16 protein-coding genes, 4 tRNA genes, 1 pseudogene and 1 riboswitch are annotated in these 24,715 nt (G+C 73.1%); of the genes and pseudogenes, 12 read left to right on the forward strand and 9 right to left on the reverse strand.

Features of this window, described 5'->3' with window-relative positions; translation table 11 throughout:
- Positions 1-59: 59 nt before the first annotated feature.
- Positions 60-2,147 carry a DEAD/DEAH box helicase gene (locus ACF07S_RS15855; RefSeq protein ID WP_391974385.1) on the reverse strand — a complete coding sequence of 696 codons (2,088 nt, stop codon included), beginning with the start codon at positions 2,145-2,147 and terminating at the stop codon, positions 60-62.
- A gap of 923 nt (positions 2,148-3,070) precedes the next feature.
- On the reverse strand, positions 3,071-3,421 hold the full coding sequence (locus tag ACF07S_RS15860) for a metallopeptidase family protein (protein ID WP_184764460.1): 351 nt from the start codon (positions 3,419-3,421) through the stop codon (positions 3,071-3,073).
- Between the two features lie 84 nt (positions 3,422-3,505).
- Here ACF07S_RS15860 and ACF07S_RS15865 point away from each other — a divergent pair, with 84 nt between their 5' ends.
- The 4 genes from ACF07S_RS15865 to ACF07S_RS15880 all read left to right on the forward strand — a co-directional run bounded on the left by ACF07S_RS15865 (position 3,506) and on the right by ACF07S_RS15880 (position 5,456).
- The gene (locus ACF07S_RS15865; protein ID WP_391974386.1) at positions 3,506-5,092 is read left to right on the forward strand and encodes a metallophosphoesterase; all 1,587 of its coding nucleotides are present in this window, start codon (positions 3,506-3,508) and stop codon (positions 5,090-5,092) included.
- 80 nt (positions 5,093-5,172) lie between these two features.
- Positions 5,173-5,245, forward strand: a tRNA-Glu gene (locus ACF07S_RS15870).
- A 37-nt stretch (positions 5,246-5,282) separates the two neighbouring features.
- Positions 5,283-5,357: transfer RNA gene (locus ACF07S_RS15875), tRNA-Asp, on the forward strand.
- Positions 5,358-5,382: 25 nt separating this feature from the next.
- A tRNA-Phe gene (locus ACF07S_RS15880) sits at positions 5,383-5,456 on the forward strand.
- 47 nt (positions 5,457-5,503) lie between these two features.
- Here ACF07S_RS15880 and ACF07S_RS15885 read toward each other — a convergent pair.
- Positions 5,504-5,794, reverse strand: coding sequence for a DUF3040 domain-containing protein (locus ACF07S_RS15885; RefSeq protein ID WP_391974387.1), 291 nt, complete (start codon positions 5,792-5,794; stop codon positions 5,504-5,506).
- A gap of 470 nt (positions 5,795-6,264) precedes the next feature.
- On the opposite strand from ACF07S_RS15885, the pseudogene ACF07S_RS15890 reads away from it, so the two are divergent.
- The 4 genes and pseudogenes from ACF07S_RS15890 to ACF07S_RS15905 form a co-directional block, all read left to right on the forward strand.
- Positions 6,265-6,441: pseudogene (locus ACF07S_RS15890) on the forward strand (DNA-binding response regulator); the annotation flags it as partial.
- 139 nt (positions 6,442-6,580) lie between these two features.
- Positions 6,581-7,714: a dihydrofolate reductase family protein gene (locus tag ACF07S_RS15895; protein ID WP_391967311.1), complete on the forward strand. Its 1,134-nt coding sequence runs from the start codon at positions 6,581-6,583 to the stop codon at positions 7,712-7,714.
- Between the two features lie 63 nt (positions 7,715-7,777).
- Positions 7,778-7,851 (forward strand) — tRNA-Met (locus tag ACF07S_RS15900).
- Between the two features lie 337 nt (positions 7,852-8,188).
- Positions 8,189-8,345: riboswitch (cyclic di-AMP (ydaO/yuaA leader) on the forward strand.
- Positions 8,346-8,357: 12 nt separating this feature from the next.
- Positions 8,358-9,377 carry a M23 family metallopeptidase gene (locus tag ACF07S_RS15905; protein ID WP_391974388.1) on the forward strand — a complete coding sequence of 340 codons (1,020 nt, stop codon included), beginning with the start codon at positions 8,358-8,360 and terminating at the stop codon, positions 9,375-9,377.
- 122 nt (positions 9,378-9,499) lie between these two features.
- Here the strand turns inward: ACF07S_RS15905 and ACF07S_RS15910 are convergent, their stop codons facing one another.
- From ACF07S_RS15910 to ACF07S_RS15925, 4 genes are all read right to left on the reverse strand, one after another.
- On the reverse strand, positions 9,500-10,975 hold the full coding sequence (locus ACF07S_RS15910) for a PrsW family glutamic-type intramembrane protease (protein ID WP_391974389.1): 1,476 nt from the start codon (positions 10,973-10,975) through the stop codon (positions 9,500-9,502).
- 29 nt (positions 10,976-11,004) lie between these two features.
- The gene (gene trmB / locus ACF07S_RS15915; protein WP_391967314.1) at positions 11,005-11,868 is read right to left on the reverse strand and encodes a tRNA (guanosine(46)-N7)-methyltransferase TrmB; all 864 of its coding nucleotides are present in this window, start codon (positions 11,866-11,868) and stop codon (positions 11,005-11,007) included.
- A 45-nt stretch (positions 11,869-11,913) separates the two neighbouring features.
- Positions 11,914-13,158, reverse strand: a complete 1,245-nt coding sequence (gene lhgO, locus ACF07S_RS15920) for an L-2-hydroxyglutarate oxidase (RefSeq protein WP_391967315.1) — start codon at positions 13,156-13,158, stop codon at positions 11,914-11,916.
- A gap of 69 nt (positions 13,159-13,227) precedes the next feature.
- Positions 13,228-14,652, reverse strand: coding sequence for an MFS transporter (locus ACF07S_RS15925; protein WP_391967316.1), 1,425 nt, complete (start codon positions 14,650-14,652; stop codon positions 13,228-13,230).
- Between the two features lie 724 nt (positions 14,653-15,376).
- Between ACF07S_RS15925 and ACF07S_RS15930 the strand changes: the two genes are divergently transcribed.
- Positions 15,377-17,512, forward strand: coding sequence for an asparagine synthase-related protein (locus ACF07S_RS15930; RefSeq protein WP_391967317.1), 2,136 nt, complete (start codon positions 15,377-15,379; stop codon positions 17,510-17,512).
- 503 nt (positions 17,513-18,015) lie between these two features.
- Here ACF07S_RS15930 and ACF07S_RS15935 read toward each other — a convergent pair.
- Complete coding sequence (locus tag ACF07S_RS15935) at positions 18,016-18,765, reverse strand: TetR/AcrR family transcriptional regulator (protein ID WP_391967318.1); 750 nt, start codon at positions 18,763-18,765, stop codon at positions 18,016-18,018.
- Positions 18,766-19,143: 378 nt separating this feature from the next.
- Here ACF07S_RS15935 and ACF07S_RS15940 point away from each other — a divergent pair, with 378 nt between their 5' ends.
- Positions 19,144-20,523: an NAD(P)/FAD-dependent oxidoreductase gene (locus ACF07S_RS15940; protein WP_391967319.1), complete on the forward strand. Its 1,380-nt coding sequence runs from the start codon at positions 19,144-19,146 to the stop codon at positions 20,521-20,523.
- Positions 20,524-20,694: 171 nt separating this feature from the next.
- Complete coding sequence (locus ACF07S_RS15945) at positions 20,695-22,344, forward strand: SpoIIE family protein phosphatase (protein WP_391974390.1); 1,650 nt, start codon at positions 20,695-20,697, stop codon at positions 22,342-22,344.
- A gap of 27 nt (positions 22,345-22,371) precedes the next feature.
- Here the strand turns inward: ACF07S_RS15945 and ACF07S_RS15950 are convergent, their stop codons facing one another.
- The gene (locus ACF07S_RS15950) at positions 22,372-23,646 is read right to left on the reverse strand and encodes an MFS transporter (RefSeq protein ID WP_391974397.1); all 1,275 of its coding nucleotides are present in this window, start codon (positions 23,644-23,646) and stop codon (positions 22,372-22,374) included.
- 138 nt (positions 23,647-23,784) lie between these two features.
- Here ACF07S_RS15950 and ACF07S_RS15955 point away from each other — a divergent pair, with 138 nt between their 5' ends.
- Complete coding sequence (locus ACF07S_RS15955) at positions 23,785-24,333, forward strand: MarR family winged helix-turn-helix transcriptional regulator (RefSeq protein WP_391967321.1); 549 nt, start codon at positions 23,785-23,787, stop codon at positions 24,331-24,333.
- The last annotated feature ends 382 nt before the right edge of the window (positions 24,334-24,715 follow it).

Here is a 24,715-nt window from a genome sequence, read left to right on the forward strand (position 1 = left end):
GCGACGGGTGTCGTACGGGCCCTTCCGGTCAGCTGGGTGAGGCCGTGTCAGCCGTCGTGTCAGCCGTTGCGCTTCCAGCGCGGCTTGTCCTCGCGGCGGCCGAAGGAGCCGGCACCGCGGTGGTCCTCACGACGGCCGTTCGGGCGGTCGTGGCCGCCGGTGCGGAAGCCCGGGCGGTCGCCCTGGCGGTCGCGGTTGAAGGGACGGTCGCTGCCCCGGTGTCCGCCGCGCTCGTCCCGGCGGACACCGCCGCGGTCCCGGTCGCGGTCGCGGTTGAAGCCACCACGGTCGCCGTCACGGCGCTCGAAGGGACGGCCGCCGCGGTCGCCACGGTCGTCGCGGTTGAAGCCGCCCCGGTCGTCACGGCGCTCGAAGGGACGGCCGCCGCGGTCGCCGCGGTCGTCCCGGCGGAAGGTGCCGCGGTCGCCACGGTCCCCGCGGTCACCACGGTCGTCGCGGCGGAAGCCGCCGCGGTCCCCGCGGTCGTCGCGGTTGAAGCCGCCCCGGTCGTCACGGCGCTCGAAGGGACGGCCGCCGCGGTCGCCGCGGTCGTCCCGGCGGAAGCCGCCGCGGTCCCCGCGGTCGTCCCGCCGCTCACGTCGCTCGTACGGCGCCGGCGCCTCCGAGCGCTCCACGCGCTCGGTCCGCTCGACGTCCCGCGCGGTCGGCTGCTCCGGCAGCGTCACCTCGGCCTCGGCCGAGGTGACGGCGGCCGTCTCGGCCACCACCGTCTCCGGCTCCTCGCCACGCTCACGCGCGACCCGGGCCAGCAGCCGGTCGGCCTCCTCACGCAGCTCCGCCGCGCGGCGCTGCGCCCGCTCCAGCTCCTTGGTGAGCTGGGCCACTTCACGCTCGGCCTGCTGCGCCGCGTTGCCCGCCGACTCGGCCTGCACCTCGGTCATCGACCGGGCACCGGTGATCTCGGCGACCTCGGGGTCGAAGGCCGCGCCGCCCTGGATGATGTGCCGCGTGGCGTCGACGCCCGCGTCCTCCATCAGCCGGAAGATCTGACGCCGCTGGTGCGGCAGGGACAGCGACACGACCGTACCCGTGCGCCCGGCGCGCGCCGTGCGGCCCGCGCGGTGCAGGTAGTCCTTGTGGTCGCCGGCCGGGTCCACGTTGAGGACGAGGTCGATGCCGTCGACGTGGATGCCGCGGGCCGCGACGTCCGTGGCCACCAGGACGTTCACGTACCCGTCCTTGAAGTCCGCCAGCGTCCGGGTCCGCGCGCCCTGGGTCATGCCGCCGTGCAGCGCGTCGGCCTTCGCGCCGGCGTCCCGCAGCTGCTCGGCGACCCGGTCGGCGCCCAGCTGGGTGCGGACGAAGATGATGGTGCGGCCCTTGCGGGAGGCGATGGCCGCGGTGACCGGCGCCTTGTCCTTGGGCTTCACGACGAGGATGTGGTGCGACATGGTCGTCACCGCGCCCTGCGCCGCGTCGACCTCGTGCGTCGCCGGGTCGGTGAGGTACCGGTCGACGAGGGTCTTGATCTCGTTCTCCATGGTCGCGGAGAACAGCATCCGCTGACCGCCCGCCGGGACCTGGTCCAGCAGCTCGGTCACCTCGGGCAGGAAGCCCAGGTCCGACATCTGGTCCGCCTCGTCGAGGACGGTGATCTGCACGTTCTCCAGCGAGCAGGCGCCGCGGTTGATGATGTCCCGCAGCCGGCCCGGGGTGGCGACGAGGACGTCGACGCCGCGCTCCAGGGCGTAGATCTGGTTGCTCATCGACGTGCCGCCGCAGACGACCTTCATCTTCAGGCCGAGGACGTCACCGTACGGCTGGAGCGCGTCGGCGACCTGCATGGCCAGTTCGCGCGTCGGCGTCAGGATGACGGCGCGCGGCTTGTGCTTCTCGGTCCGTCCGCCGGCCAGCGTGGCCAGGGTCGGCAGACCGAAGGAGAGGGTCTTGCCGGAGCCGGTGCGGCCACGGCCGAGGATGTCCTTGCGGGCCAGGGCGTCCGGGATGGTCGCGACCTGGATCGGGAAGGGGGTGGTCACGCCGTTCTGCGCGAGCTTGCGCACGACACCCTCGGGAAGACCGAGGTCGGCGAAGGTGATCTCGGGGGTCACCTCGGTGGTGACGTCGATGTCGGTGGCCTCGGTGTTCTCGGGCACGACGACGTGATCAGTACTGGCGATGGGCATACGAATGCGAAACCTTCCGGAGTCTCTTCGGCACGCGCCCGTCAACTCCGTGATTCGCGATTCGCAATACGACCGCCTCGATGCGGTCCACCACGGCTGGGGAGAGAGTACGCGCCACACGGCGCGCTCTGCAGTGGCGCCGGGCATATAGGATCAAACGATCTGCCACCATACGCACCTCCACCCCCCGAAAGCAAACCGGGTCGATACCTCCGGAACAACCCGCAGGTCAACGGGGTGAACCAGGAGAGAGACCGACCGGTCCGGTGGACGGACACACAGGTCGACGAGGGGAGGAACGCTAGATCGGCGCCCCCGCTTCCGGTGCCGGCTCGCGCTGCGCCAACTGGGTCTCGGGCGGCTGGTGGGCCGACGAGGACGGCTCAGCCTGTGTCGGCTCCGGCGAGGCCGGCGGCTCCGGGGGCGTCGGCGAAGGCTCCGGTTCCACCGTCCGTGTCGGCTCCGGCGGAACGGGCCGGTCGTCGGGGGTCGGCCGGGTGGGACCGTCCGGCCCCCCGTCGGCCGGCGCGGGCCGGCTCGCCCCCGCGGACGGTGAAGCCTTGGCCGGCGACGACTCCCGGGGGCCGTCCTTCGTCCTCTTGCCCCCACGCCGTTCGTCCCTGCCGCCGCCGTCCCCGCGCTCACCGTCGGCCGCCGCGGCGCCGTGCCCGCCCCCGCCGCCCGACACCGCCGTACCACCGTCCGGTGCCTCACCGCCCGAGCGCCCCGCGGAATGCGACGGCGCGGCGCTCCTGCCCGCACCGTCCTCACTCACGCTCACACAGCCGGCGGCGGCTGCCACGGCCACGACGGCGGCAGCCAGGCGAACGGGTACGAACAAGCGGCGCACGAAGCCACCTCCGATGGGAGTACAGGGTCAACCACCCCAACTCCCGCCACCCGCAAGAAGACACGCGTACGGCCTACCCGTAACCGAGCGCGTGCAGCCGGGCGTCGTCGATCCCGAAGTGGTGCGCGATCTCGTGCACCACCGTGATCTCCGTTTCGGCGACGACGTCCTCCCGGGACTCGCACATCCGCAGCGTCGGACCCCGGAAGATGGTGATCCGGTCCGGCAGCACCCCGGCGTACCACTCACCCCGTTCGGTCAACGGCGTCCCCTCGTACACCCCGAGCAGCTCCGGATCGTCCGCCGGCGGCTCGTCCTCGACGAACACCGCGACGTTGTCCATCAGTCGCGTCAACTCCGGCGGGATCCGGTCCAGCGCCTCGGCGACCAGCTCCTCGAACATCTCGCGCGTCATCTCCAGCACAGAGCCATTGTCGGCTACGAGCCGTCCGTACGAGATGCGCGGGACCCTCGCATATCCAGCCGCCGCGACGGGCATACGGGACCAATGGCCCGCGTCCCCTCCGCAATCGAGAACGCCCTGCACCGCATCCGAGGGGTCCCGCGGGCCCGCTCCCGCCGCTCCCGCTCCCGCCGGCCCGCCCCGGCGGCCGACGCGCTCACCCCGCAGCCGCGCCCCTGGACCCGCGCCGCCGGCCTGGTCGCCGTGGTCGTCCTCGGCGCCTGGCTCGGCCTGCTCGTCGTCGGCAACGTGCGCGTTCCCGTCGGGCCCATGGACACCACCATGACCCTGCGTCCCTCCGTCACCGGCGGCACGAAGATCAACATTTCGCCCCTGGGCGCCCTCCAACTCGACAGTCACATCGCCCCCGTGCGCCTCGACGTCAATGTCGACCAGCTCGACCCCGAACGCTCCCAGGCCCTCGTCGACCACCCCGAGCGCCTCTCCGGCCTCCAGGACGAGGTCGCGCACGACATCACCCGGGGCACGGCCGACCTCGCCGTGCGCTCCTGCATCGCCGTCGTCACCGGCGCCACCGCCCTCGGCCTCGCGGTCTACCGCCGCCCCCGCCGCGCCCTCGCCGCCGGCGGCCTCGCCCTCACCCTCCTGGCCGCGTCCGGCGGCAGCGCCTACGCCACCTGGAACGCCGACTCGGTCCTGGAACCGAGGTTCTCCGGCCTGCTCTCCTCCGCCCCCTCCCTCGTCGGCGACGCGCGCAACATCGTCACCGAGTTCGACGTCTACCAGAAGGAGTTGGCGCGCCTGGTCACCAACGTGACCAAGCTCTACGACGCCACCTCCACCCTCCCCGCCTACCGGCCCGACCCGACCACCATCCGCGTCCTGCACGTCTCGGACATCCACCTCAACCCGGCCAGCTGGAAGATCATCGCCTCGCTGGTGGAGCAGTACCGGATCGATGTGATCGTCGACTCCGGCGACACCATGGACCACGGCTCCGCCGCCGAGAACGGCTTCCTGGACCCCATCGAGGACCTGGGCGCCCCCTACGTCTGGGTCCGCGGCAACCACGACTCCCTGGTCACCCAGCGCTACCTCGAGGACATGGAGAACGTCCACGTCCTCGACGAGGGCAGGGCCAGGACCGTCGCCGGCCTGCGCTTCGCCGGCATCGGCGATCCGCAGTTCACCCCCGACCGCTCCAAGACGGCGGGGGCCGAGCAGTCCCAGGAGCTGGCGGGCGCCCGCCTCGCCTCGGCCCTGCGCGACCAGCGGTCGGCCGGTACCCCGGTGGACGTGGCCATCGCCCACGAACCGTCCGCGGCCCGCGAGGTCGACGGCACCGTGCCCCTGGTCCTGGCCGGTCACATCCACCACGAGGAGACGGAGGTCATGCGGTACGGCACCCGGCTCCGGGTCGAGGGCTCCACCGGGGGCAGTGGCCTGCGCGCCATCGAGGGCAAGTACCCCGACCCGATCGAGACGTCGATCCTCTACTTCGACCGGGACACCCGCCACCTCCAGGCCTGGGACTCCATCGAACTGGGCGGCCTCGGCCTGACGACGGCGGAGGTCAGCCGCCACCTCCCCGAGGAGAACCAGCCGGGCGCGACCCCGTCCCCGGCCTCCCCGGCCCCGTCCACCGCCTCGCCCTCGACGACCTCCCCGTAAACCGTTTTGGCGAACCCTCCCTCCATCCCATATGCTTCTCACGTCCCCGACGCGCTGAGAAGCGCCCAGGCGGGCCGATAGCCCTCATCGTCTAGCGGCCTAGGACGCCGCCCTTTCAAGGCGGTAGCACGGGTTCGAATCCCGTTGGGGGCACGCACCACCCTGTGCGACACTGTCGTACGACGCGCTTGGTCCTGTGGAGCAGTTTGGAGTGCTCGCCACCCTGTCAAGGTGGAGGCCGCGGGTTCAAATCCCGTCAGGACCGCTGGTGTTTCACGTGAAACACCTGCGGCTGGGTAGCTCAGTTGGTACGAGCGATCGCCTGAAAAGCGATAGGTCGCCGGTTCGACCCCGGCCCCAGCCACAACAAAGGCCCCGATCTTCGGATCGGGGCCTTGTTGTGTGCCGGGGTCAGTCAGGCGGGTGGTGGTGGGGGCCGCCGGTGCGAGGGTGATCGGGGTCGAGCAGCTGGACGGCGATACCGGCGAGGACCAGACCCGCCGCGATGAGGAGCCCGTCGGCGACGATCATGCCCGCGATCAGCATGGCCACCCCGGCGGCCAGCAGCCACCAGACGCTCGTGCGCCGGTACTCGCGGGGGCGGGCCGGCCGTCCGGCGGACAGCGCGCGGGTGAAACGGGGGTCCTCGTGCTCGAGTCGGGCCGCGAGGTCGACCAGGCGCTCGTCGTCGGACTGGGGCACGGCTCCTCCTTCCCAGGGGTGGCCGCCTTGTGACACCGTCGGCGGCCGTCGCTCCGGACACCGCCGGGCGTCGGTTCCGTGACGCCGGGCCGGACGAGCGCGAACCGCCGGCCTACCGCGAACTCGGGCCTGTACAGGGGAGTTTGCCCGTGCGCCGACGTCGCCACCCGTCCGGTACGGTGCCTCCGGCGTCACCCGCCGCCACCGGTGCGGGCCATCGGCCGCGGGCCCCGTCCCGCGCCGGGCCCGGTGCGTACGCGGGGCACCGCGGCGGTGGGGAACCCGGCCGGGAAACGGGGGCTGTCACCGATGGCGCGGGGCCCGCTCAGCACGCAGGCCGAGTGGTGCACGACGAGGCCGGCCAGTCCCTCACCGCCGTACTGCTCCAGCTCGAGCGCTCCGCCGGCCACGTGCCGCCCGGGCCGAGCGGGGAACTGCGCCGGGTGCGGGAGGCCACCCGGGCCGGCCCGGAGGAGATCCTCGAGCTCGTCGCCGGGGGACACGCCTCGCAGCAGATCGCGCACCTCCTCGTGATCAGTCCCGGGACGGTGGAGCGGCGCCGCACCAGTCCGCCGGCCACCCCCGGTCCGAAGGACCGGCTGGAGCTCACCCGGTACGCCATCCGCGTGCGTCCGATCGAGCCCTGACCCGCGCACCGGCCCGCGGTGCACCGGGGCGCGGGCGAGGACGTGCCCCCGCCGGGTCTGTTGTCAGACTGGACCCGGGCCGCACCGGCCCGCCCGCCCCGGTCCCCGCCCGCTGCCGTTCCTCACCCGGAGTACGCCGATGCCCCACCCGTACGTCCTGCTGTCCGCCGCCGTCTCCCTGGACGGCTACCTGGACGACACCGGCCCCGAGCGGCTGCTGCTGTCCGGCCCGGCCGACTTCGACCGGGTCGACGAGGTGCGGGCATCCGCGGACGCCATCCTGGTCGGCGCCGGCACCATCCGCGCCGACAATCCCCGGCTGCTGGTCAACTCGCCCGGACGGCGCGCCGCCCGGGTCGCCGGGGGCCGGCCCGCCTTTCCGCTCAAGGTCACCGTCAGCGGCTCCGGTGACCTGGACCCGGCGGCGCGGTTCTGGCACACCGGCGGCGAGAAGCTGCTCTACACCACCGACCAGGGCGCCGAGCGGGCCCGCGCCCACGGTCTCGCCGCCGACGTCGTCCCGCTCGGGCCGGAGATCGACTGGCGGCGGCTCCTGGAGCACCTGCACGGCGTGCGCGGCGTCCGGCGGCTGATGGTCGAGGGCGGCGGCCGGATCCACACCCAGCTGCTCACCCAGGGCCTCGCGGACGAACTCCAGCTGGTCCTCGCCCCGCTGTTCGTCGGCGCCCCGGACGCACCCCGCCTGTTCGGCCCCGGTGCGTACCAGGCCGGCCGGCTGCGGCTGGTCGAGACCCGCCCGGTCGGCGACGTCGTCCTGACGCGTTACGAGCCCACCGCCCCCGGCGCCGGCCCGCTGCCCTCCGCCGCCGACCACCACTGGCTCGCCCTCGCCTGCGACCTGGCCGACCGGTGCCCGCCCTCACGGACGGCGTTCAGCGTGGGCGCGGTCGTGGTGGCGGCGGACGGTACGGAGCTGGCGCGCGGCCACTCCCGGGAGGGCGCCGACCCGGTGGTGCACGCGGAGGAGGCCGCGCTCGCCAAGATCGGTCCCGCGGATCCCCGGCTCGCGACCGCGACCGTGTACTCCAGTTTGGAGCCCTGCGCGCGCCGCGCGTCCCGGCCCGCGCCCTGTGCCCGGCTGATCCTGGAGGCGGGGGTACGGCGGGTGGTCACGGCCTGGCGCGAGCCGGACACCTTCGTGGCGGGCGCCGACGGCAGCCGGGAGCTGACGGAGGGGGGCGCCACCGTCGTGGTCCTGCCGGAGCACGAGGAGCGGGCCAAGGCACCGAACGCCCATCTGACCGGCCGGTGAGACCGGAGCCGGGTAATGGGTGTGCGGCATGTCCCGTGCATGGCGTACAGTGGTGTTCAACGACGCGGGGTGGAGCAGCTCGGTAGCTCGCTGGGCTCATAACCCAGAGGTCGCAGGTTCAAATCCTGTCCCCGCTACTGAAGGCCGAGGGCCGGAATCCGAAAGGGTTCCGGCCCTCGGCGTTTTCGGTTCGCTTCTCCCGGTCGGCTTGTTCCGGTCCGCTGTCGCGGTTCCCCCGGTCTCGCCATCACCCAGCGTGAGTGATTCATCCCACAACGCATAACAACTGACACACCGTCAGAGCTGATGAGGCGTGGGAAGTGCGGTCAACTCGCCCGTTTTTGGCAGTCGGTGGCCGTTAAGTCCCCAGGGGATTCGTTAAAGATCAAGAGGAACGGCTTGGAATACGGCCCTCGCGTCTATTAACGTTCGATAACGCAGCGCGGTCGTCCCAGCCGTCACAGACGTCGGCTCCGCGCGCACGCGCCGAATCCCGCAAGGGAACCGGGGAACCATCCCATGGGGTGAATCGCGTGGATACCGCCGTGGAAGCACGGCTCGTATACGCGCGTAGGAGACCTTCCTGCTCCGAACCCGTCAGCTAACCCGGTAGGCGGAGAAGGAAGGAAAGGAGTACGCCCACGTGGCGTCCAATCGGCCTGCCCCCGAGGCCCCGTTCCAGCTGAGCGAGACCTTCGTCTACGGCAGTGTCCACACCGACGAGGGACCCTTCGAGCCGTGGAACCCCACGGCGGAGTCCGTCCGACCGGTCCGGGGCCGGCACCGCGTCAGCAAGCAGCGCGGCGGAGGACTCGCCCGCAGCTCCACCGTCCTGGGCGTCGGCGTCATAGCGGCCGTCGGGGCGGGCGGCATGGCCAGCGCGCAGGCCGGCAAGCCGCCGGTCTCGATCTCCCTGCCCGACCTGCCCAACGTGGGCTCCCTCATCTCCGACGAGGAGACGCCCGAGGGGACGGCCACCCCGCTCAGCACCATCGGCATGACCACGGCCGACAGCGAGCAGGGCGCCGCCGACGCCGGCGAGGCGCTGCGCGCCCGGATCATGGCCCAGGTCGAGCAGCAGCAGGACCAGGCCGAGAGCAAGGCGGAGGCGGAGGCCGTCGCCGCGGCCGAGAAGGCGGCCGCCGAGGCCGCCGCCAAGGCGGAGAAGGAGGCCAAGGCCAAGGCCGCCGCCGCCAAGGAGAAGGCGGAGGAGGAGGCCCGGGAGAAGGCCGAGGCCGAGCGTCTCGCCAAGCTGGCCAAGCAGTACGCGCTGCCGACCTCCTCGTACACCCTCAGCTCCACCTTCGGCCAGGCCGGCGCCTACTGGTCCTCCGGCTACCACACCGGCCTCGACTTCGCCGCCCCCACGGGCACGCTGATCAAGGCCGTGCACACCGGCACGATCACCTCCGCCGGCTGGGACGGCTCCTACGGCTACAAGACCGTGCTCACCCTCGACGACGGCACCGAGGTCTGGTACGCCCACCAGTCGTCCATCAGCGTCAGCGTCGGCCAGAAGGTCAACACCGGCGATGTGATCGGCCGGGTCGGCTCCACCGGCAACTCCACCGGCGCCCACCTCCACCTGGAGGTCCACCCCGGCGGCTCCACCTCCGGCATCGACCCGCTGGCGTGGCTGCGCGGCAAGGGCCTCACCCCCTGAGCCCCGCCGCCCGCTGAGGCGCTCGCCCCGCATCCCGGCAGTCCCGACGACGACACTCCGGCGTCAGGGCTGCCGGTCAGGCGTGTGGGGGCGGGACAGGACCGGGAAGGAACCCGGACCCCTCAGGACGACCGGTGGACGTTCGGTTCGTGCGCGCCGTACGGAAACCCGTACGGCAGGTGGCCGTGCGGCGGATGACCGCCTGTCGGGTGCCCAGGCGCCGGATGGTCATGTGTCGGGTGCCCAGGTGCCGGACGGTCATGTGTCGGGTGCCCGTGTGTCGGGTGCCCGTGTGGGAAACGGCCGTGTGCCGGGTGCCCCTGCATCGGATGCCCGTACGCCCCGGGCACCGGCCACGGCGCGGCGGCGACCGGAACCCGAGGCGCGGTGACGCGGGCGGCGTGGTCAAGGGCCGGACGGGCCGCGCCCCGCCGGTGCCACAGCTCCAGCAGCAGTTCCCGTTCCCGCGTGACGAAGTCCGCCCCCGCCCGCCCCAGCCGCCCCCGGTGCCGCAGGAACGCCAGCGAGGTCGCGTACGCCTCGTACCGTGCCATCGACCGCGCCGCCGCCCTGCCGCCGTACCGGCGCGCGTAACGGCGGGCGATGCGCCGGGCCCGCATGGAGCCCAGTACGAACGGCTCCGCGGGAGTGAGCCAGCCGGCGGCCGCGTACGCGGGCAGCTCCGTGCGGACGGCTCGCAGCTCACGCTGCCGCGTCCACACCACCAGCCAGGTCAGCAGGCCGAACGTCGGCACCATGAACGCCGCGTACACCGCGAAGAAGCCGTACGGGCCGAGGGCCGAGGACCCGTTCCACAGCGCGTGCATGCCCATCGCGAGGAGCAGCCCGCCGAGCGGGAGCAGCACGCGCCGCAGCCGCTGCCGTTCCGTGGCGAGCGCGGCGACGCCGAAGCCGATCCCGGTGAGCACGGTGAACAGGGGGTGGGCGAACGGCGACATGACGATGCGGACGAAGAACGTCGCCGCGGTGACCGAGGCGACGCCGGTGTCGCCGGTGAGCCGGTCGGTGCCGAAGGCGGTGCCCAGGTAGAGGATGTTCTCGGTGAACGCGAAGCCGGTGGCGGTGACCCCGGCTATCACCACGCCGTCGAGGATCCCGGTGAAGTCGCGTCTGCGGAAGAGGAAGACCAGGAGGACGGCCGCGGCCTTCGCGGACTCCTCCACGACCGGTGCTATGACCGTCGCGCCGAGGGTGTCCGCGCCGGCCGGGTCGGCGGTCGCCGTCGCTATCCACCGCGTGGCGAAGCTGTTCGCGACGATCGCCATCAGCGCCGCCGCACACGCCCCCCAGGCGAAGGAGAACAGCAGGTTCCGCCAGGGCCCCGGTTCCACCCGGTCCAGCCAGCGGAAGGCGGCCACGAGCAGCGGGACCGGGAGGACGGCGAGGCCCAGCCCGACCAGGAACCCCTGGGTGCCGGTCTGCTCCCGGACCAGGGCGAGGATCACCAGCCCGGACAACGCGAGCAGCGTGGTCAGCGCCCCGTAACGCACCCAGGGCCGCTGCCACCAGTGCGCGTGCCGCAGCGTGCCGCCGGAGGCCGCGCCGGGATGGGTCGGGTGCGGAGGGCTGGAGGCCAAGGAATCGACCCTAACGGGGGAGAGGAGGTCTACGTGCTGTCTCTTGCCAGGTCTTCGGCTCGGCGCCCGTCCCGGTCGTCGTGCGGTACGCGGCGGAAGAGCAGGTCGTTCACGACATGCCCCTTCTCCAGTCCCTGTCCCTCGAAACGGGTGAGCGGCCGGAACGCGGGGCGCGGCGCGAACCCCCCGTCCGCCCGCGTGTTCTCGAAGGCGGGGTGCGCGGTGAGCACCTCGAGCATCTGCTCCGCGTACGGCTCCCAGTCGGTGGCGCAGTGCAGGACCGCCCCCGGCCGGAGCCGGGTCGCGGCGAGGGTGAGGAAGTCCGGCTGGATCAGCCGGCGCTTGTGGTGCCGCTTCTTGGGCCAGGGGTCGGGGAAGTAGACGCGCAGCCCGTCGAGGGAGTCGGGGGCGAGCATCTCGCGCAGCAGGATGATCGCGTCGCCGTTGCCGACCCGTACGTTGCTCAGACCGAGCCGGTCGGCCAGGTTGAGCAGATTGCCCTGGCCGGGGGTGTGGACGTCCACGGCGAGGATGTCGGTGGCCGGGTCGGCGGCGGCCATCGCCGCGGTGGCCTCGCCCATGCCGAAGCCGATCTCCAGGACGACGGGGTGGTCGTTGCCGAAGAACTCGGCGAGGTCGAGCCGCCGGCTGCCGTCGATGTCGAAGCCCCACTGGGACCACAGCCGCTGCAGGGCGTCCGCCTGGCCGGCGGTGACGCGGCTGCGGCGCGGCTGGAAGCTGCGGATCCGCCGCTCGAAGTGCGATCCGGCCGGGTCGGCCTTCGGGCCGTCCGGGAACCGTGGCTCTCCCTTGTCCCGGGAACGGCGGATCGACGCACCGGGCGTGTGCGCCGGGTGCGGGGCTTCGGGGGTGGTGCTCACGGAGTCAGACACAGTGCTGTCGATTTTACGGGGGCCGAGCGGGCGGTCATCGCGTCCTCACCGTCCCGCCGCCGCCAGCCCCGCCAGCGCGCGGCGGGCGACCTCCCGCCCGATCGGCAGGGACGCCGTGGCGGCGGGTGAGGGCGCGTTCAGCACGTGCACCGCGCGGGGGGTCTGCTGGATCAGGAAGTCGTCGGCCAGCGTGCCGTTCCGCAGTACGGCCTGCGCCCGCACCCCGGCCGCGGCCGGCACCAGGTCCTCGTCCCGCACGGCGGGCAGGAGCCGGCGCACCGCCCGGGCGAAGGCGGCTCCGGACAGCGAGCGGTGCAGCTCGCCGCCGCCGTACCGCCAGTGGCGGCGGGCCAGCCGCCAGGAGCCGGGCCAGGCCAGGGTCGCCCCCAGTTCGCGGGGACGCACCGTGTACCGGTCGTAGCCCTCGCGGGCCAGGGCGGGCACGGCGTTGGGGCCGACGTGGACGCCGCCGTCGATGCCCCGGGTGAGGTGGACGCCGAGGAAGGGGAACGCCGGGTCGGGCACCGGGTAGACCAGGCCGCGCACCAGCTCCGGCCGGGCCAGCTCGTAGTACTCGCCGCGGAAGGGAACGATGCGGGCGCCGGGCTCGTCGCCGGTGCGGCGGGCGATCTCGTCGCAGTACAGACCGGCGCAGTTCACCATGATCCGGCCCCGGACGATGTCGCCGGCGGCCGTTCGGACGGCGACTCCGCGGTCGGGACGGCGGTCGACGCGTACGACCCGCGCCCCGTAGCGGATCTCCGCGCCGGACGCCTGGGCGAGGCGGCGGGCGACCGCGGCGAAATCGCAGATGCCGGTGGTGCCGACGTGGATGGCCGCCAGGCCGGCGGCCTGCGGCTCGTACTCCGCTATCTGCGCGGCGCCCAGTTCGCGGACCGCTATGCCGTTCTCCCGGCCGCGCTGGACCAGGGCGTGCAGACGGGGGAGCTCCGCGCGGGCGGTGGCGACGATCAGCTTGCCCGTCACGGCGTGCGGGACGTCGTACTCCGCGCAGAACTTGACCATCTCCGCGGCGCCCCGCACCGCGTACCGGGCCTTCAGCGAGCCGGGACGGTAGTAGATGCCGCTGTGGATGACGCCGCTGTTGCGGCCCGTCTGGTGGCGGGCGGGCCCGGCCTCCTTCTCCAGCACCGTGACCCGCGTGCCCGGCGCCGCGCGGCTGATCGCGTACGCCGTCGACAGGCCGACGATCCCGCCGCCGATCACCAGCACGTCGCAGTCGTACGCCTGCCCCGTCACCCGCACCACCTCCCGGTTCCGATAGTGCACTGCGCCACTGACAACGCCTTCAAACCCGGGAGGCGGCCCCTGGGCCCCGTGCCGGTGGAGCCGGGCCGGTCAGGCGATGGTCATCAGCAGCGGGCGGGCGCGTTCGCGCAGTTCGACCACGCGGGGTTCGTCGCCGTAGGGCTCCAGCCGGTGCAGCAGGTCCCTGACGTACTCGGTGGTGCGGGCGGACGAGATGCGGCCCGCCACCTCCACCGCGCGCACACCCTGCTCACAGGCCGCGTCCAGGTTGCCCGACTCCAGTTCGGCGACCGCCGAGACCACGAGCCGCAGGCCGTGCGAGCGCACGAACTCCTCCGTCGGCCTGGACAGCGCCTGCTCGGTGAAGCGGCGGACCTGGCGGGGCGCCTTCAGGTCGCGGTAGCACTCCGCGGCGTCGGCGGCGAACCGGTCGTAGGAGTAGAAGCCGAGCCAGGACGGGTCGCTGTCGCCCGGCCGGGAGCGCTCCAGCCAGCTCTCCGCCGACCTCAGCGCGGCGCCGGCCGCCTGGGCGTCTCCGGCGCGCGCGTGCGCGCGCGCCTCGACCAGGCGGAAGAAGCTCAGGGTGCGGGCGGTGGCCAGGCCCCGGTTGCGTTCCAGCGCGGCCTGGGCGAGGTCCACGCCCTCGTCGCCGAAGCCGCGGTAGGTCGCCTGGAGGGACATGGAGGCCAGGACGTACCCTCCGAGGGGGACGTCGGCCGCCGCCCGGGCCAGCCGCAGCGCCTGGATGTAGTAGCGCTGGGCGGCCTCCTGCTGGCCGGTGTCGAAGGCCATCCAGCCGGCGAGGCGGGTGAGTTCGGCCGCGGCGCCGAAGAGCGAGCGGCCCACGTCGTCGGAGTAGGAGCCGAGCAGCAGCGGCGCCGCCTCCACCCTGAGGCACTCGGGGACCATCGACGAGCGCCAGTCACCGCCGCCGTACTTGGAATCCCAGCGCCGGGCGTCCTCGGCGGCCTCCCGCAGCTTCCGCACGTCGCTGTGGCCGACTTTGTGCGGTGCGCCGGAGCCGTCGGCGGGGTTCACCTCGCGCGCGACCGAGCTGTCGGCCGGGGTTATCAGCCAGCGTGAGGCGGGTGTGGCGTACGCGCTCACCGCGAACGATCCGGCGAGCGACTGCCAGATGCCGCCGGAGCCGGCTCTGCGGCCGGCGAGGTCCAGCCGGTACAGCTCCGTGGCGGACTTCACCGCCTGTGCGACGTCCCGGGGAAAGGCGAGGCCCACCTCCGGCGCGGGGTCCGCGTCCGCCAGGCCGATCTCGTGGAGCGGCACGGGACGGCCCAGCTTCTGGCCGATGGCGGCGGCGATCAGGTGCGGAGCCGCGCCTTGCGGCACCATTCCCTTCGCCACCCAGCGCGCCACCGACGTCTTGTCGTAGCGAAGTGTCAGTCCTCGCTGGGCGCCAAGGTCGTTGACGCGTCGCGCGAGGCCCGCGTTGGAGATTCCCGCGAGGGCGAGAACGGCGCCGAGTTTTTCGTTCGGCCCGCGTTGCTCCCTGGACATGCGCCACCCCTCGACACAGACGGCTGCCGCGCTGGCATAACCGTGCGGCATTCGTAAACCCAGCGTAGTTCGCCGCATCCCAAGCGTTAAGGGGCATTCTTCCGGATGGCGGGAATGTGGTCCGTACTGAAGTGCGGGTCCGATACGCGCAGTTGCGGCGTGCTCCCGGTGTGTGGCAGTGCGCCCGTACGTGCGCTCTTCTCCGGCCACGGCGGGAGCGGTTCCATGGTCGGTGCGTGGGTCGGCCCGCTGTACTGGATCCAGTGGGCTGGGGGACACCGCCGCCTTCATCCCCGCGGGCGGCGGAACGGTCCGGGAGGCGCACTCCGTCTCCCGGACCACGCGACCGTTCAGCGGTGCGCAGAGCCTGTACGGAGCGTGTTCGAGGTGGGCCCCACCGCTCCGAATTGGCCGAAAAACGATGCCTTCCGTTCCCTGGGTAACCCCTATTCGCCCTGGCAGTTGACGGCGCGTTGAGGGTTCCGGGGGCGCGCTGCGGGGGCGCATTCGCGTCGAAGCGGTGTCGAAACGGTGTGGCCGGCCGCACCGCGCCGCCACGTGATCCCCGTGCCGCGGGCGCCCGTTCGGGGCCCGGTGGGGTATCCGCCGGGGCGCGTTCGACGGAGCACATACGGCTCGGGCACCCCTCCTGAGCGCCTCCTTCATGGCAGCATGGGACCGGTTCGTACGGTGCACTGGTTGCCCACAGTCCGTGGAGGCGGCGATGCGGTGGTTGGTGGGATGGAGCAGCACCGCCGCGGGAGCCGTGGGGTTCGGCCCCACCGGATCCGCCGGTGCCACCGGGTTCGACGGCGAGACCGTGCAGCCCGTGGGATCCCAGCTGCTGTGGGGCGACCCCGATCCGCTGTGGGCGGTCGGCGACTGGCGCCCCGACGAGGTGCGGGTGGTCGAGGCCGACGAACAGACCCGGATCGCCGTCCTCGGCACCTGCGGCGCCTCCGACGAACAGCTGCGTGTCGCGCTGTTCGCCGCGCGCGGGGGCGCGCTCCGGCATCTGACCGCCTGGCCGGGGAGCTACACCGCGGTCGTCCAGGTCGGCAGGAGGGTCACCGTCTGCGGTGACCTCGCGGGCGTCCGGCCGGTGTTCCACACCCCCTGGGCGGGCGGCACGGCGTACGCGACCGCAGCGCTGCCGCTCGCCGACCTCATCGAGGCCAACCTCGACTTCGGGCACCTCGCCGCGCTGCTCGCCGCGCCCGACGTACCGGCCGCGCTGCACGACTCCACGCCGTACGACGGCGTGAAGCGCGTTCCGCCGGGGCACGCGCTGATCCTGCGCGCGGGTGCGCGGGAGATCGCCGGGTACGAACCCGTCGCCTCGCTGGCCGTCGCCGCGCCGCCGGCCGACCCCGACCGCGCGGTGGACGCGGTGCGGGACGCGCTGGTGGAGGCCGTGCGGACGCGGCTGGCCGCGCCCCGGCACGTTCCCGGCGCCGACATCGACCCCGGGCCGGTGCCCGGGATGGGGCCCGCCGAACGGCGCGCGGCGCGCGGGACGCCGGTGCCGGGGATCGGGGCCGACCTGTCCGGCGGGCCGGCGTCCGGGACGCTGGCGTTGCTGGCCGCGGGGCTGCCCGGGAGACCGGGAACCGTGCTGGGGCACGGCACGGGGGCGGGGGAGCGGCTGCTGGCCGTCACCTTCAACGACCTCGCGGCGGGGGGATCCGCGGGCGGGCGGGACGACGACGAACTGGAGCGGGCGGGGCTGCTGGCGGCGAATCCGCGGTTGCACCACGTGGTGGTGGCCGGGGGCGAGGAGACGCTCCCCTACGCCGAGCTGGACGTGCCGCTGACGGACGAGCCGGGGCCCTCGCTGGTGTCGGCCGCCCGGCACCGGGCGCGGCTGGCGGCGGGCAGCGCGGACCATTTCACGGGGTACGGGGCGAAGCAGGTGCTGGACGCGCATCCGGCGCGGCTGGCCGATCTGCTGATGGACCGCAAGCGGCGGCATCTGGTGCGGCCGGTTGCCGCGCTGGCGAGGGCGGACGGGTCGGTGATGGTGTCGGCGCGGGTGTACGCGGCGGCTCGCCGGCTGGCGCGTACGCCGTACCGGGTGGGGCTGGAGGGTCTCGCGGAGCGGCTGCTGCACCGGCGGCTGGACGATGGCGGGTCCGCGGGCGCGGCGGACGCGTCGGTGGCCGCGTTGGCGGCGTTGACGTGGGGCAGGCCCGGGCCCGCGGCGCGCTGGCTGACCGGGGAGGCGCTGGCTGAAGTATCGGTTCGCCTGCAGGCGTCGACGCGTCGGTCGGACGTGGGGCCGGGGCAGCGGCCGGGTGACTTCCGGGCGCGGGCGGCGTTGGCCCGGTACGCGGCGGATCTGCGGGTGCTGGAGCAGGCGGCCGAGGTCCGGTTCCAGCGGTTGCACGCGCCGTTCCTGGACAACCAGGTCGTGCGGGCGTGCCGTGCGCTGCCGGAGGCGCTGCGGGTGCAACCGGGGGCGCGGGCGTCGATTCTGCGGTCGGTGCTGGAGGGGGCGGGGGTGCGGGAGCTGCCGGCGGGGTGGGGGGCGCCGGGCGTGACCACCTCCGCGGTCGCGGCGCGGGCGGGGCTGCGGGTGGCGACGGGCTCGCTGATGGAGCTGTTCGACACGCCGTTGCTGGCGGAGGCGGGGCTGGTCGAGGCGCGGGTGGTGCGGAAGGCGTTGCGGGGGGCGGCGGAGGGTGAGGCGCTGCCGCTGGACGGGCTGGCGGATCTGGTCGCGCTGGAGGTGTGGCTGCGGCGGCTGCTGACGCGGCGGGGGACGTGCTGGACGGGAACGCCGGCTCGGCAGCGGGCGGTGCCGGGCGGGATCGCTCCGCAGCGGGGGGCGTTGGGGGCCGGTGCCGGGGGTGCGCGGTGATGCCTGCGGCGCCTGTGCGGCTTCGGCGGGGAGTGCGGTAGCGCCTGCGGAGGGTGGGTGGGCCGGGTCCGCAGACGGCTCGCACAGCCGCTCACCGCGGCGGCCGACTGCGGCCGGCCACACGCCGCCGTCCGATGCGGGCAGCCGCCATGTCCGCTGCCGTCCGCTGCGGGTATCGGCCGCCCTCCACTGAGGGCAGCCGCCGCATCCCGTCGCGGCCACGCGCCGCCCACCGCGCGCAGTCGTTCCTCCCCTCGGTGCCCCCGATGCCCGAACAACCCGGGAGGGGTCCCAGGGGCGACGGGCGCCCCTGCTCGAGCGAAGCGGAGAGCTTGAGGAGGGTGGGCCGGGGTCCCCTGCTCGAGCGAAGCCGCGAGCTCGGCGGCGGTACCCCGTGAGCGTCGGGCTGCGTGATCAGCCCCCGGGCCGCAGCGGCACCGGGGCGTCATGGACACCCCGGTCACCGCAGACCCGCCCCCGCCCCTCCTCCACGACCCGGATGCCTACGCCGGCCGTGAGCGCAAACCCTCCAGCAGGATGTCCAGCAGCCGCGCCGAAGCCGCCGCCTGCTGCGCCGCGTCCGGCAGGGACGGAGCGGCCGTGGCTATCACCAGAAGCACGTCCGACACGGACACGTCCGGCCGGAGTTCCCCCGCCGCGCGAGCCCGGTCCACCAACTGCCCCACGACGTCGAGGAGCTGTGCCGCGCCGGCGTCGTCCCCCGGTGCGACGGTCACCGGCCCGTCGCTCACCAGCCGCAGCTCACCGGTCGGCTGCGTCCGCTGCTGCGGCAGACGCGTGTGGTCGGACAGGCCGTGCTCCTCCGCCACGCCCACCCGCAGCACCTGCGGCGGCAGCAGCCGGCCGGCGCCCGAGGCGACCGAGGTGCGCAGGAAGCGGGACAGCGCCGCCCACGGCTCGTCCTCCTGGCCGAGCGCCGCACGTGCCTGGTCGGTCAGCCGGGAGGTCTCCTCCTCGGCGATCCGCCGCACCAGGACGTCCTTGCTCGGGAAGCGCCGGTACACCGTGCCCACACCGACCCGCGCCCGGCGTGCCACGTCCTCCATCGGCGCGCCGTAACCCAGCTCGCCGAACACCTCGCGCGCGGCCCGCAGGACGTGCTCCAGATTGCGCTGGGCGTCCACGCGCAGCGGTGTCGTGCGTGTGCCGTCCGCGCGTTCGCTGCCCGCCGGGGCGCTCATCGTGGCGCCGGCCCTGGCAGCGGAAGACCAATGAGAATCCTGAACATGCATATGTTTTCCCCCGGTAATGACGTCTCCCCCCGGAGACTTCTCCCCGTCACAGATGGCCGGGGCGTGCGGAACCGGTCCGGCTTGCCGGCTCCGCCCGTCGCGGACCCGACGAGCGCATCCCCCTGCACCCCGTCGACACACGAACATAGTTGAGAGGGGGTCAATTCAGAAGAGGCACGTTCCGCACGGAGCGCCCCTCGATCGGACCACGGGTCGCATTTGTCCTGAAAATGCGTGCGGGTGGGGGTGGGTTCGCCTCGGGTGACCTGCGCGTACATGGGCAGGGTCGGTGAATCGGCCAACCCGGTGCACTCGGGTCGTCCGGTCACACAATTCGTCGGGGCTGTGGACAAACGCAAGCGACGGGTGCGTCATGGGATGGTGAAGGAACGTGCGCGCATTCTCGTTGTCGGCGGTGGCTACGTCGGGATGTACACGGCCCTGCGTCTGCAGCGGAAGCTGAAACGGGAACTCGGGCGGGGCGAGGCCGAGATCACGGTCGTCTCCCCGGACCCGTACATGACGTACCAGCCCTTCCTGCCCGAGGCGGCGGCCGGTGCCATCTCCCCCCGTCACGTGGTGGTACCGCTGCGGCGTGTCCTCGACCGGTGTCACGTCGTCACCGGCGAGGCGACCGCCATCGACCACGCCGAGCGGACGGCCACCGTCACCACGCTCGCCACGGGTGAGGAGGGCACCGGCGGCAGGCAGCTCGCGTACGACGAGCTGGTGCTCGCGCCCGGTTCGGTGTCCCGCACGCTGCCGGTCCCGGGCCTCGCCGACCACGGCATCGGCTTCAAGACCGTCGAGGAGGCCATCGGCCTGCGCAACCACGTCCTCGAACAGATGGACATCGCCTCCTCCACACGCGACCCCGCCGTCCGGGACGCCGCTCTCACCTTCGTTTTCGTCGGCGGCGGCTACGCGGGCGTCGAAGCGCTCGGCGAGCTGGAGGACATGGCCCGTTACGCCGCGCGGTACTACCACAACGTCCGGCCCCAGGACATGAAGTGGATCCTCGTCGAGGCCTCCGACCGCATCCTGCCCGAGGTCGGCGAGGAGATGGGCCGTTACACGGTCACCGAACTGCGCCGGCGCAACATCGACGTACGCCTCGAAACCCGCCTGGAGAGCTGTGCGGACCGGGTCGCCGTGCTCAGCGACGGCTCACGCTTCCCCACCCGCACGGTCGTGTGGACGGCGGGCGTCAAGCCGCATCCCGTCCTCGCCGCCACCGATCTGCCGCTGAACGGGCGGGGGCGGCTGAAGTGCACCGCCGAGCTGGCGGTCGAGGGAGCCGCGCACGCGTGGGCCGCGGGCGACGCCGCCGCCGTCCCCGACGTCACCGCGCGGGAGCCGGGGCGGGAGTGCGCTCCCAACGCGCAGCACGCGCTGCGTCAGGCGAGGGTGCTCGGGGACAACATCGCGCACGCGCTGCGGGGCGAGCCGCTGGAGACGTACGCCCACAAGTACGCCGGCTCCGTCGCCTCCCTGGGTCTGCACAAGGGCGTGGCGCAGGTGTACGGACGCAGGCTCAAGGGCTATCCCGCCTGGCTCATGCACCGCGCCTATCACCTCAGCCGGGTGCCGACCTTCAACCGCAAGGCGCGGGTGGCCGCCGAGTGGGCGCTCGCCGGGCTCTTCAAACGGGAGGTCGTCTCCCTGGGCTCGCTCGAACATCCCCGAGCGGAGTTCGAACTGGCGGCCGGTGGAAAGCCTCCTCAGGGCCCCCCGCGCAACCCGAAGGGGTCGTCCTGACCGGACTCAGGAACTTCACCGGACGGGGTGGCGTCTGACGGATGTCGGCCCGGTCGGCACCCTGCCAGACTGGTCCACCACCGCGGGCGGGTCCGCCCGCCGCGGTGCGGCCCCCGGGCCTCCGGCCGGTCCCGGTTGCCGGCCGCCGACAACTACACGAGGCAAGGATTCGTGAACTTCACGCGCTGGAGCGCCCGGCTCCCCGGAACGCAGCGCCGCGCCGCAGCGCGGAACGAGCACACGGTCCCCCCGGACCGGCGGGGAGAGGGCTCCGTGCCCGCGGCCCGCGCCGAACGACTCACCGGTGGCGAGCGGACCGTGCCCGCCGTCGACGAGCTCGGAGTGCGCGAGGTCCTGGACCGCGTCCCCTCCCTCGCCGCCCTGGTCCACGGCCCCGACCACCGCATCGCCTACGTCAACGACGCCTACACGGCGGCCTTCGGCGCCCGTCCGATCGGCGCCCCCGCGCGCGGCGGCCTCCCCGAGCTCGGGCAGCTCGGCCTGCTGCCCCTCCTCGACCAGGTCCTGCGCAGCGGCAAGTCCCGCACGGTGAAGTCCCGCAGGGCACCCGACGCGCGTTACTACACGTTCACCTGCACCCCGGTCGGCGAGGGCGACGGCCGCGGGGTGCTGGTCTTCGCCACCGACGTCACCGACCACGCCGAGGCGGCCGAACGCCTGCGCGCCAGCGAACGCCGCCAGCGCGAGACCGCCGTCACCCTGCAGCGCTCCCTGCTGCCGCAGGAGCTGGAGCAGCCCGACGACCTGCGCATCGCCGCCACCTACCACCCCGGCGGCACCGAGGCGGCCGTCGGCGGCGACTGGTACGACGTGATCACCCTGGGCGGCGGCCGCACCGCCCTGGTCATCGGCGACGTCATGGGCAGGGGCGTGCGCGCCGCCGCGGTCATGGGGCAGCTCCGCACGGCCGTGCGCGCCTACGCCCGGCTCGACCTCCCGCCGCACGAGGTCCTCCAGCTCCTCGACGGCCTGGCCATGGAGATCGACGCCAACCAGATCGCCACCTGCACGTACGCCATCCACGACCCCAACGAGGGCCGTCTGGTGTACGCGTCCGCCGGCCATCTGCCCATCCTGGTCCGCGACGAGAACGGCACCGTCCGGCGCGCCGACGAACCCACCGGCCCCCCGCTCGGCACCGGCGGCTGGATGCACGCCTCCGGCGCGGTCCCCCTCGGCCCCGGCTCCACCGCCGTCCTCTACACGGACGGTCTGGTCGAGCGCAGGAACCAGGATCTGGACGAGGGCATCGCCGCCCTGGGGCGCGCCCTGGCCGGAGCCACCGGCAACCCCCAGGTCGTCTGCGACCGCCTGGTCCGTTCGGCCGGCGTGACCCCGGACCACGACGACGACGTCGCCGTCCTGGTCCTCCAGCACCCGGCCCGCGAAGGAGCGCAGAGCGAGCTCTTCCGCAACGCCGCGCTGGAACTGCTCGGCGGCGTCGAAGCGGCGCCACGCGCGCGTGCCTTCGCCTCGGGTGTGCTGACCAGCTGGCGCTTCCCCGCCGAGCTGCACGACCTGGGCGTCCTGGCCGCCAGCGAACTGGTCGCCAACTCCCTCCAGCACGGCACACCCCCCATGCGGCTGCGGCTGCGCCGCACCGACCGCCGCCTGATCGTCGAGGTCACCGACGGGGACGACCACCTGCCGAGGCGCCGCCGCGCGGAGCCCGGCGACGAGTCCGGCCGGGGCATCGCCATCGTCGCGACGATCGCCTCCAGCTGGGGCAGCAGGCGGACCCCCGACGGCGGCAAGGCCGTCTGGTGCGAGTTCGTCCTGCCGAAGGCCACCGGCTCCTAGACCACCCCGTACGGCTCGGCGGACACGTCAGACGTGGGCCGGGACCTGCCCCGCCGGCGCGCTGCCCTGCGCCACCACCCTGCTCCTCGCCGCCGACGGGTGGTTCTGCGCCTCGGTGAGTTGCCGCCCCAGCCGCACCGCCAGCACCGTGATCCCCAGCGAGAACAGCAGGAAGATCACGATGTACGGCGCGTGCAGCGAGGCTCCGAGCGGCCCGCCCACCGCCGGACCCACGGCCAGCGCGAGCTGCTTCACCAGGGCGAACGCCGAGTTGTACTGACCGGCCATCCCGGCCGGCGCGAGGTCGGCGACCAGCGGTGCGAGCGTCGGCGACAGCATCGCCTCCCCCAGCCCGAACAACGCGTACGTCGAGACGAACGCGGCGGTCGCCATCGCCTGGCTTCCGCCACCGAGCCCCGCGTACCCGGCCACGGCCCACGCCACGGCCCAGATGAGACCGACGGACGCGATCACCCGGGACCGTTTGCGCCGCTCGACGAACCGCAGCACCGCGAACTGCGCCACCACGATCACCAGGGTGTTCGCCGCCAGTGCCGTCCCCAGCGCCGACGTCGAGATCCCGGCGGCCTCGACGCCGTACGCGCTCAGCCCCGACTCGAACTGTCCGTAGCAGGCGAAGAACAGTACGAAGCCCAGCACGCACAGCTGCACCATGGCCCGGTTGCCCAGCAACTGCTTCCAGCCCGCCCCGGCCGACTGCGCCGGGGTGTCCGTGATGCGCGGCGAGTGCGGCATCCGCACCGTCGCCATCACCACGACCAGCAGCAGGAACATCGCGGCTTCGAGCGAGAAGAGAAGGGTGAAGGAGCCGGCCCTCGTCGGGTCCACGAGATGACCGCCGATGAGACCGCCGACGCCGAGCCCGAGGTTCTGCAGGAAGAACTGCGTGGCGAACGCCCGCGACCGGGTCTCCGTGGCCGAGCAGTCCACGATCATCGTCGCGAGCGCGGGCTGCATCACCGCCTGCCCGGCGCCGAGCACCGCCGCCGACAGCAGTACGGCCGCCGCCGCGCTCGACAGCCCCAGTCCGAGCGCGCCGACGGCGGCCGTGACCAGGGCGACGAGCAGCACCGGCAGCGGACCCCGCCGGACGATCGCCCGCCCGGCGAACGGCAGCACGACCAGCGCGGCCACAGCGAAGACGGCGAGTACGAGGCCCGCCGTCATGGCTCCCAGCCCTCGCACCTGCGCCACGTAGACGTACAGATACGGGACCGTGAAGCCCAGCCCGAAAGCGCTGAGTGCGTTGCCCACGTGGATCCGGCGCATCGCTGCGCCCATCACCCTGGTCACGTTCACCTCTCTCAGTAGGTAGGAGTGGGGGAAGTCAGGAGTGAACACTTAGAAGCTAAAGTTCGATGCTAAAGAGTACACAGAGAAGGTCTTCAGAGCAAAGAAGAGCCGTGCCATACTGCGGCCATGGGCGACACCTCCGGCCCCGGCGAGCCGACACTCGAAGAGCAGATCGCCGCGTACCAGCGCGAGTTCCAGGACCTCGACCCCCAGGTCGAGAAGATCGTCAACGCGCTGTCCCGCCTGAACCGCCGCATGAACGTCGCCTATGGACGCCAGACCTCCGAACTCGGCATCACCAACGCCGACTGGGAGGTCCTCAAGGCCCTGGTCCTCTCGGGCGCCCCGTACCGCATGGGTCCCGGCGACCTCGCCAAGCGCCTGGGCCTGACCCCGGCCGCCATGACCCACCGGATCGATCGCATGCTCGCCGAAGGTCTGGTCACCCGGGAGCGGGACGAGAACAACCGGGTCCGCGTGATCGTCGAGCTGACCCCGGCCGGCCGCGAGAAGTGGCTGGAGGCCATGCGGATGGCCTCCGTCTTCGAGGCGGACCTCCTCCAGGACCTCGACCCGGACGAGCGGACCACCCTCGGTGAGGTCCTCACCCGTCTCCTGCGCCGCGTGGAACACGCACAGCCGGACGCCGGCGGGCGCCTCAGTGACCTGGACTGAAAAGATCTTGACGAGGGGTGCTTGACAGCTCCCTCAGCGGTCCGTAGGGTTCTTCGGGTTGCCACGGAGTCGTAACGGATCCGGGCAGCGACTTCCGCCGCGGATGCGGCACTCAAAACCTCAGCACTACCTCCCAGCGGGAATGATTTCGGCGTGCCCGAATTCATTTCGAACCCATGAATCGAACCCTCGATTTGGGGAACACGGAGAGAGTCCGCTAAGGTTTGAGACGTCGGAACGGCCGAAGGGCCGGGAAGGCAAACCCCGCCGACCGGGGGTCAGACCGAGAAAAGGATCTGATAGAGTCGGAGACACCGAAGGGAAGCCCGGAGGAAAGCCCGAGAGGGTGAGTACAAAGGAAGCGTCCGTTCCTTGAGAACTC

It is taken from the genome of Streptomyces sp. NPDC016640, from assembly GCF_043076215.1.
Lineage (GTDB): Bacteria > Actinomycetota > Actinomycetes > Streptomycetales > Streptomycetaceae > Streptomyces.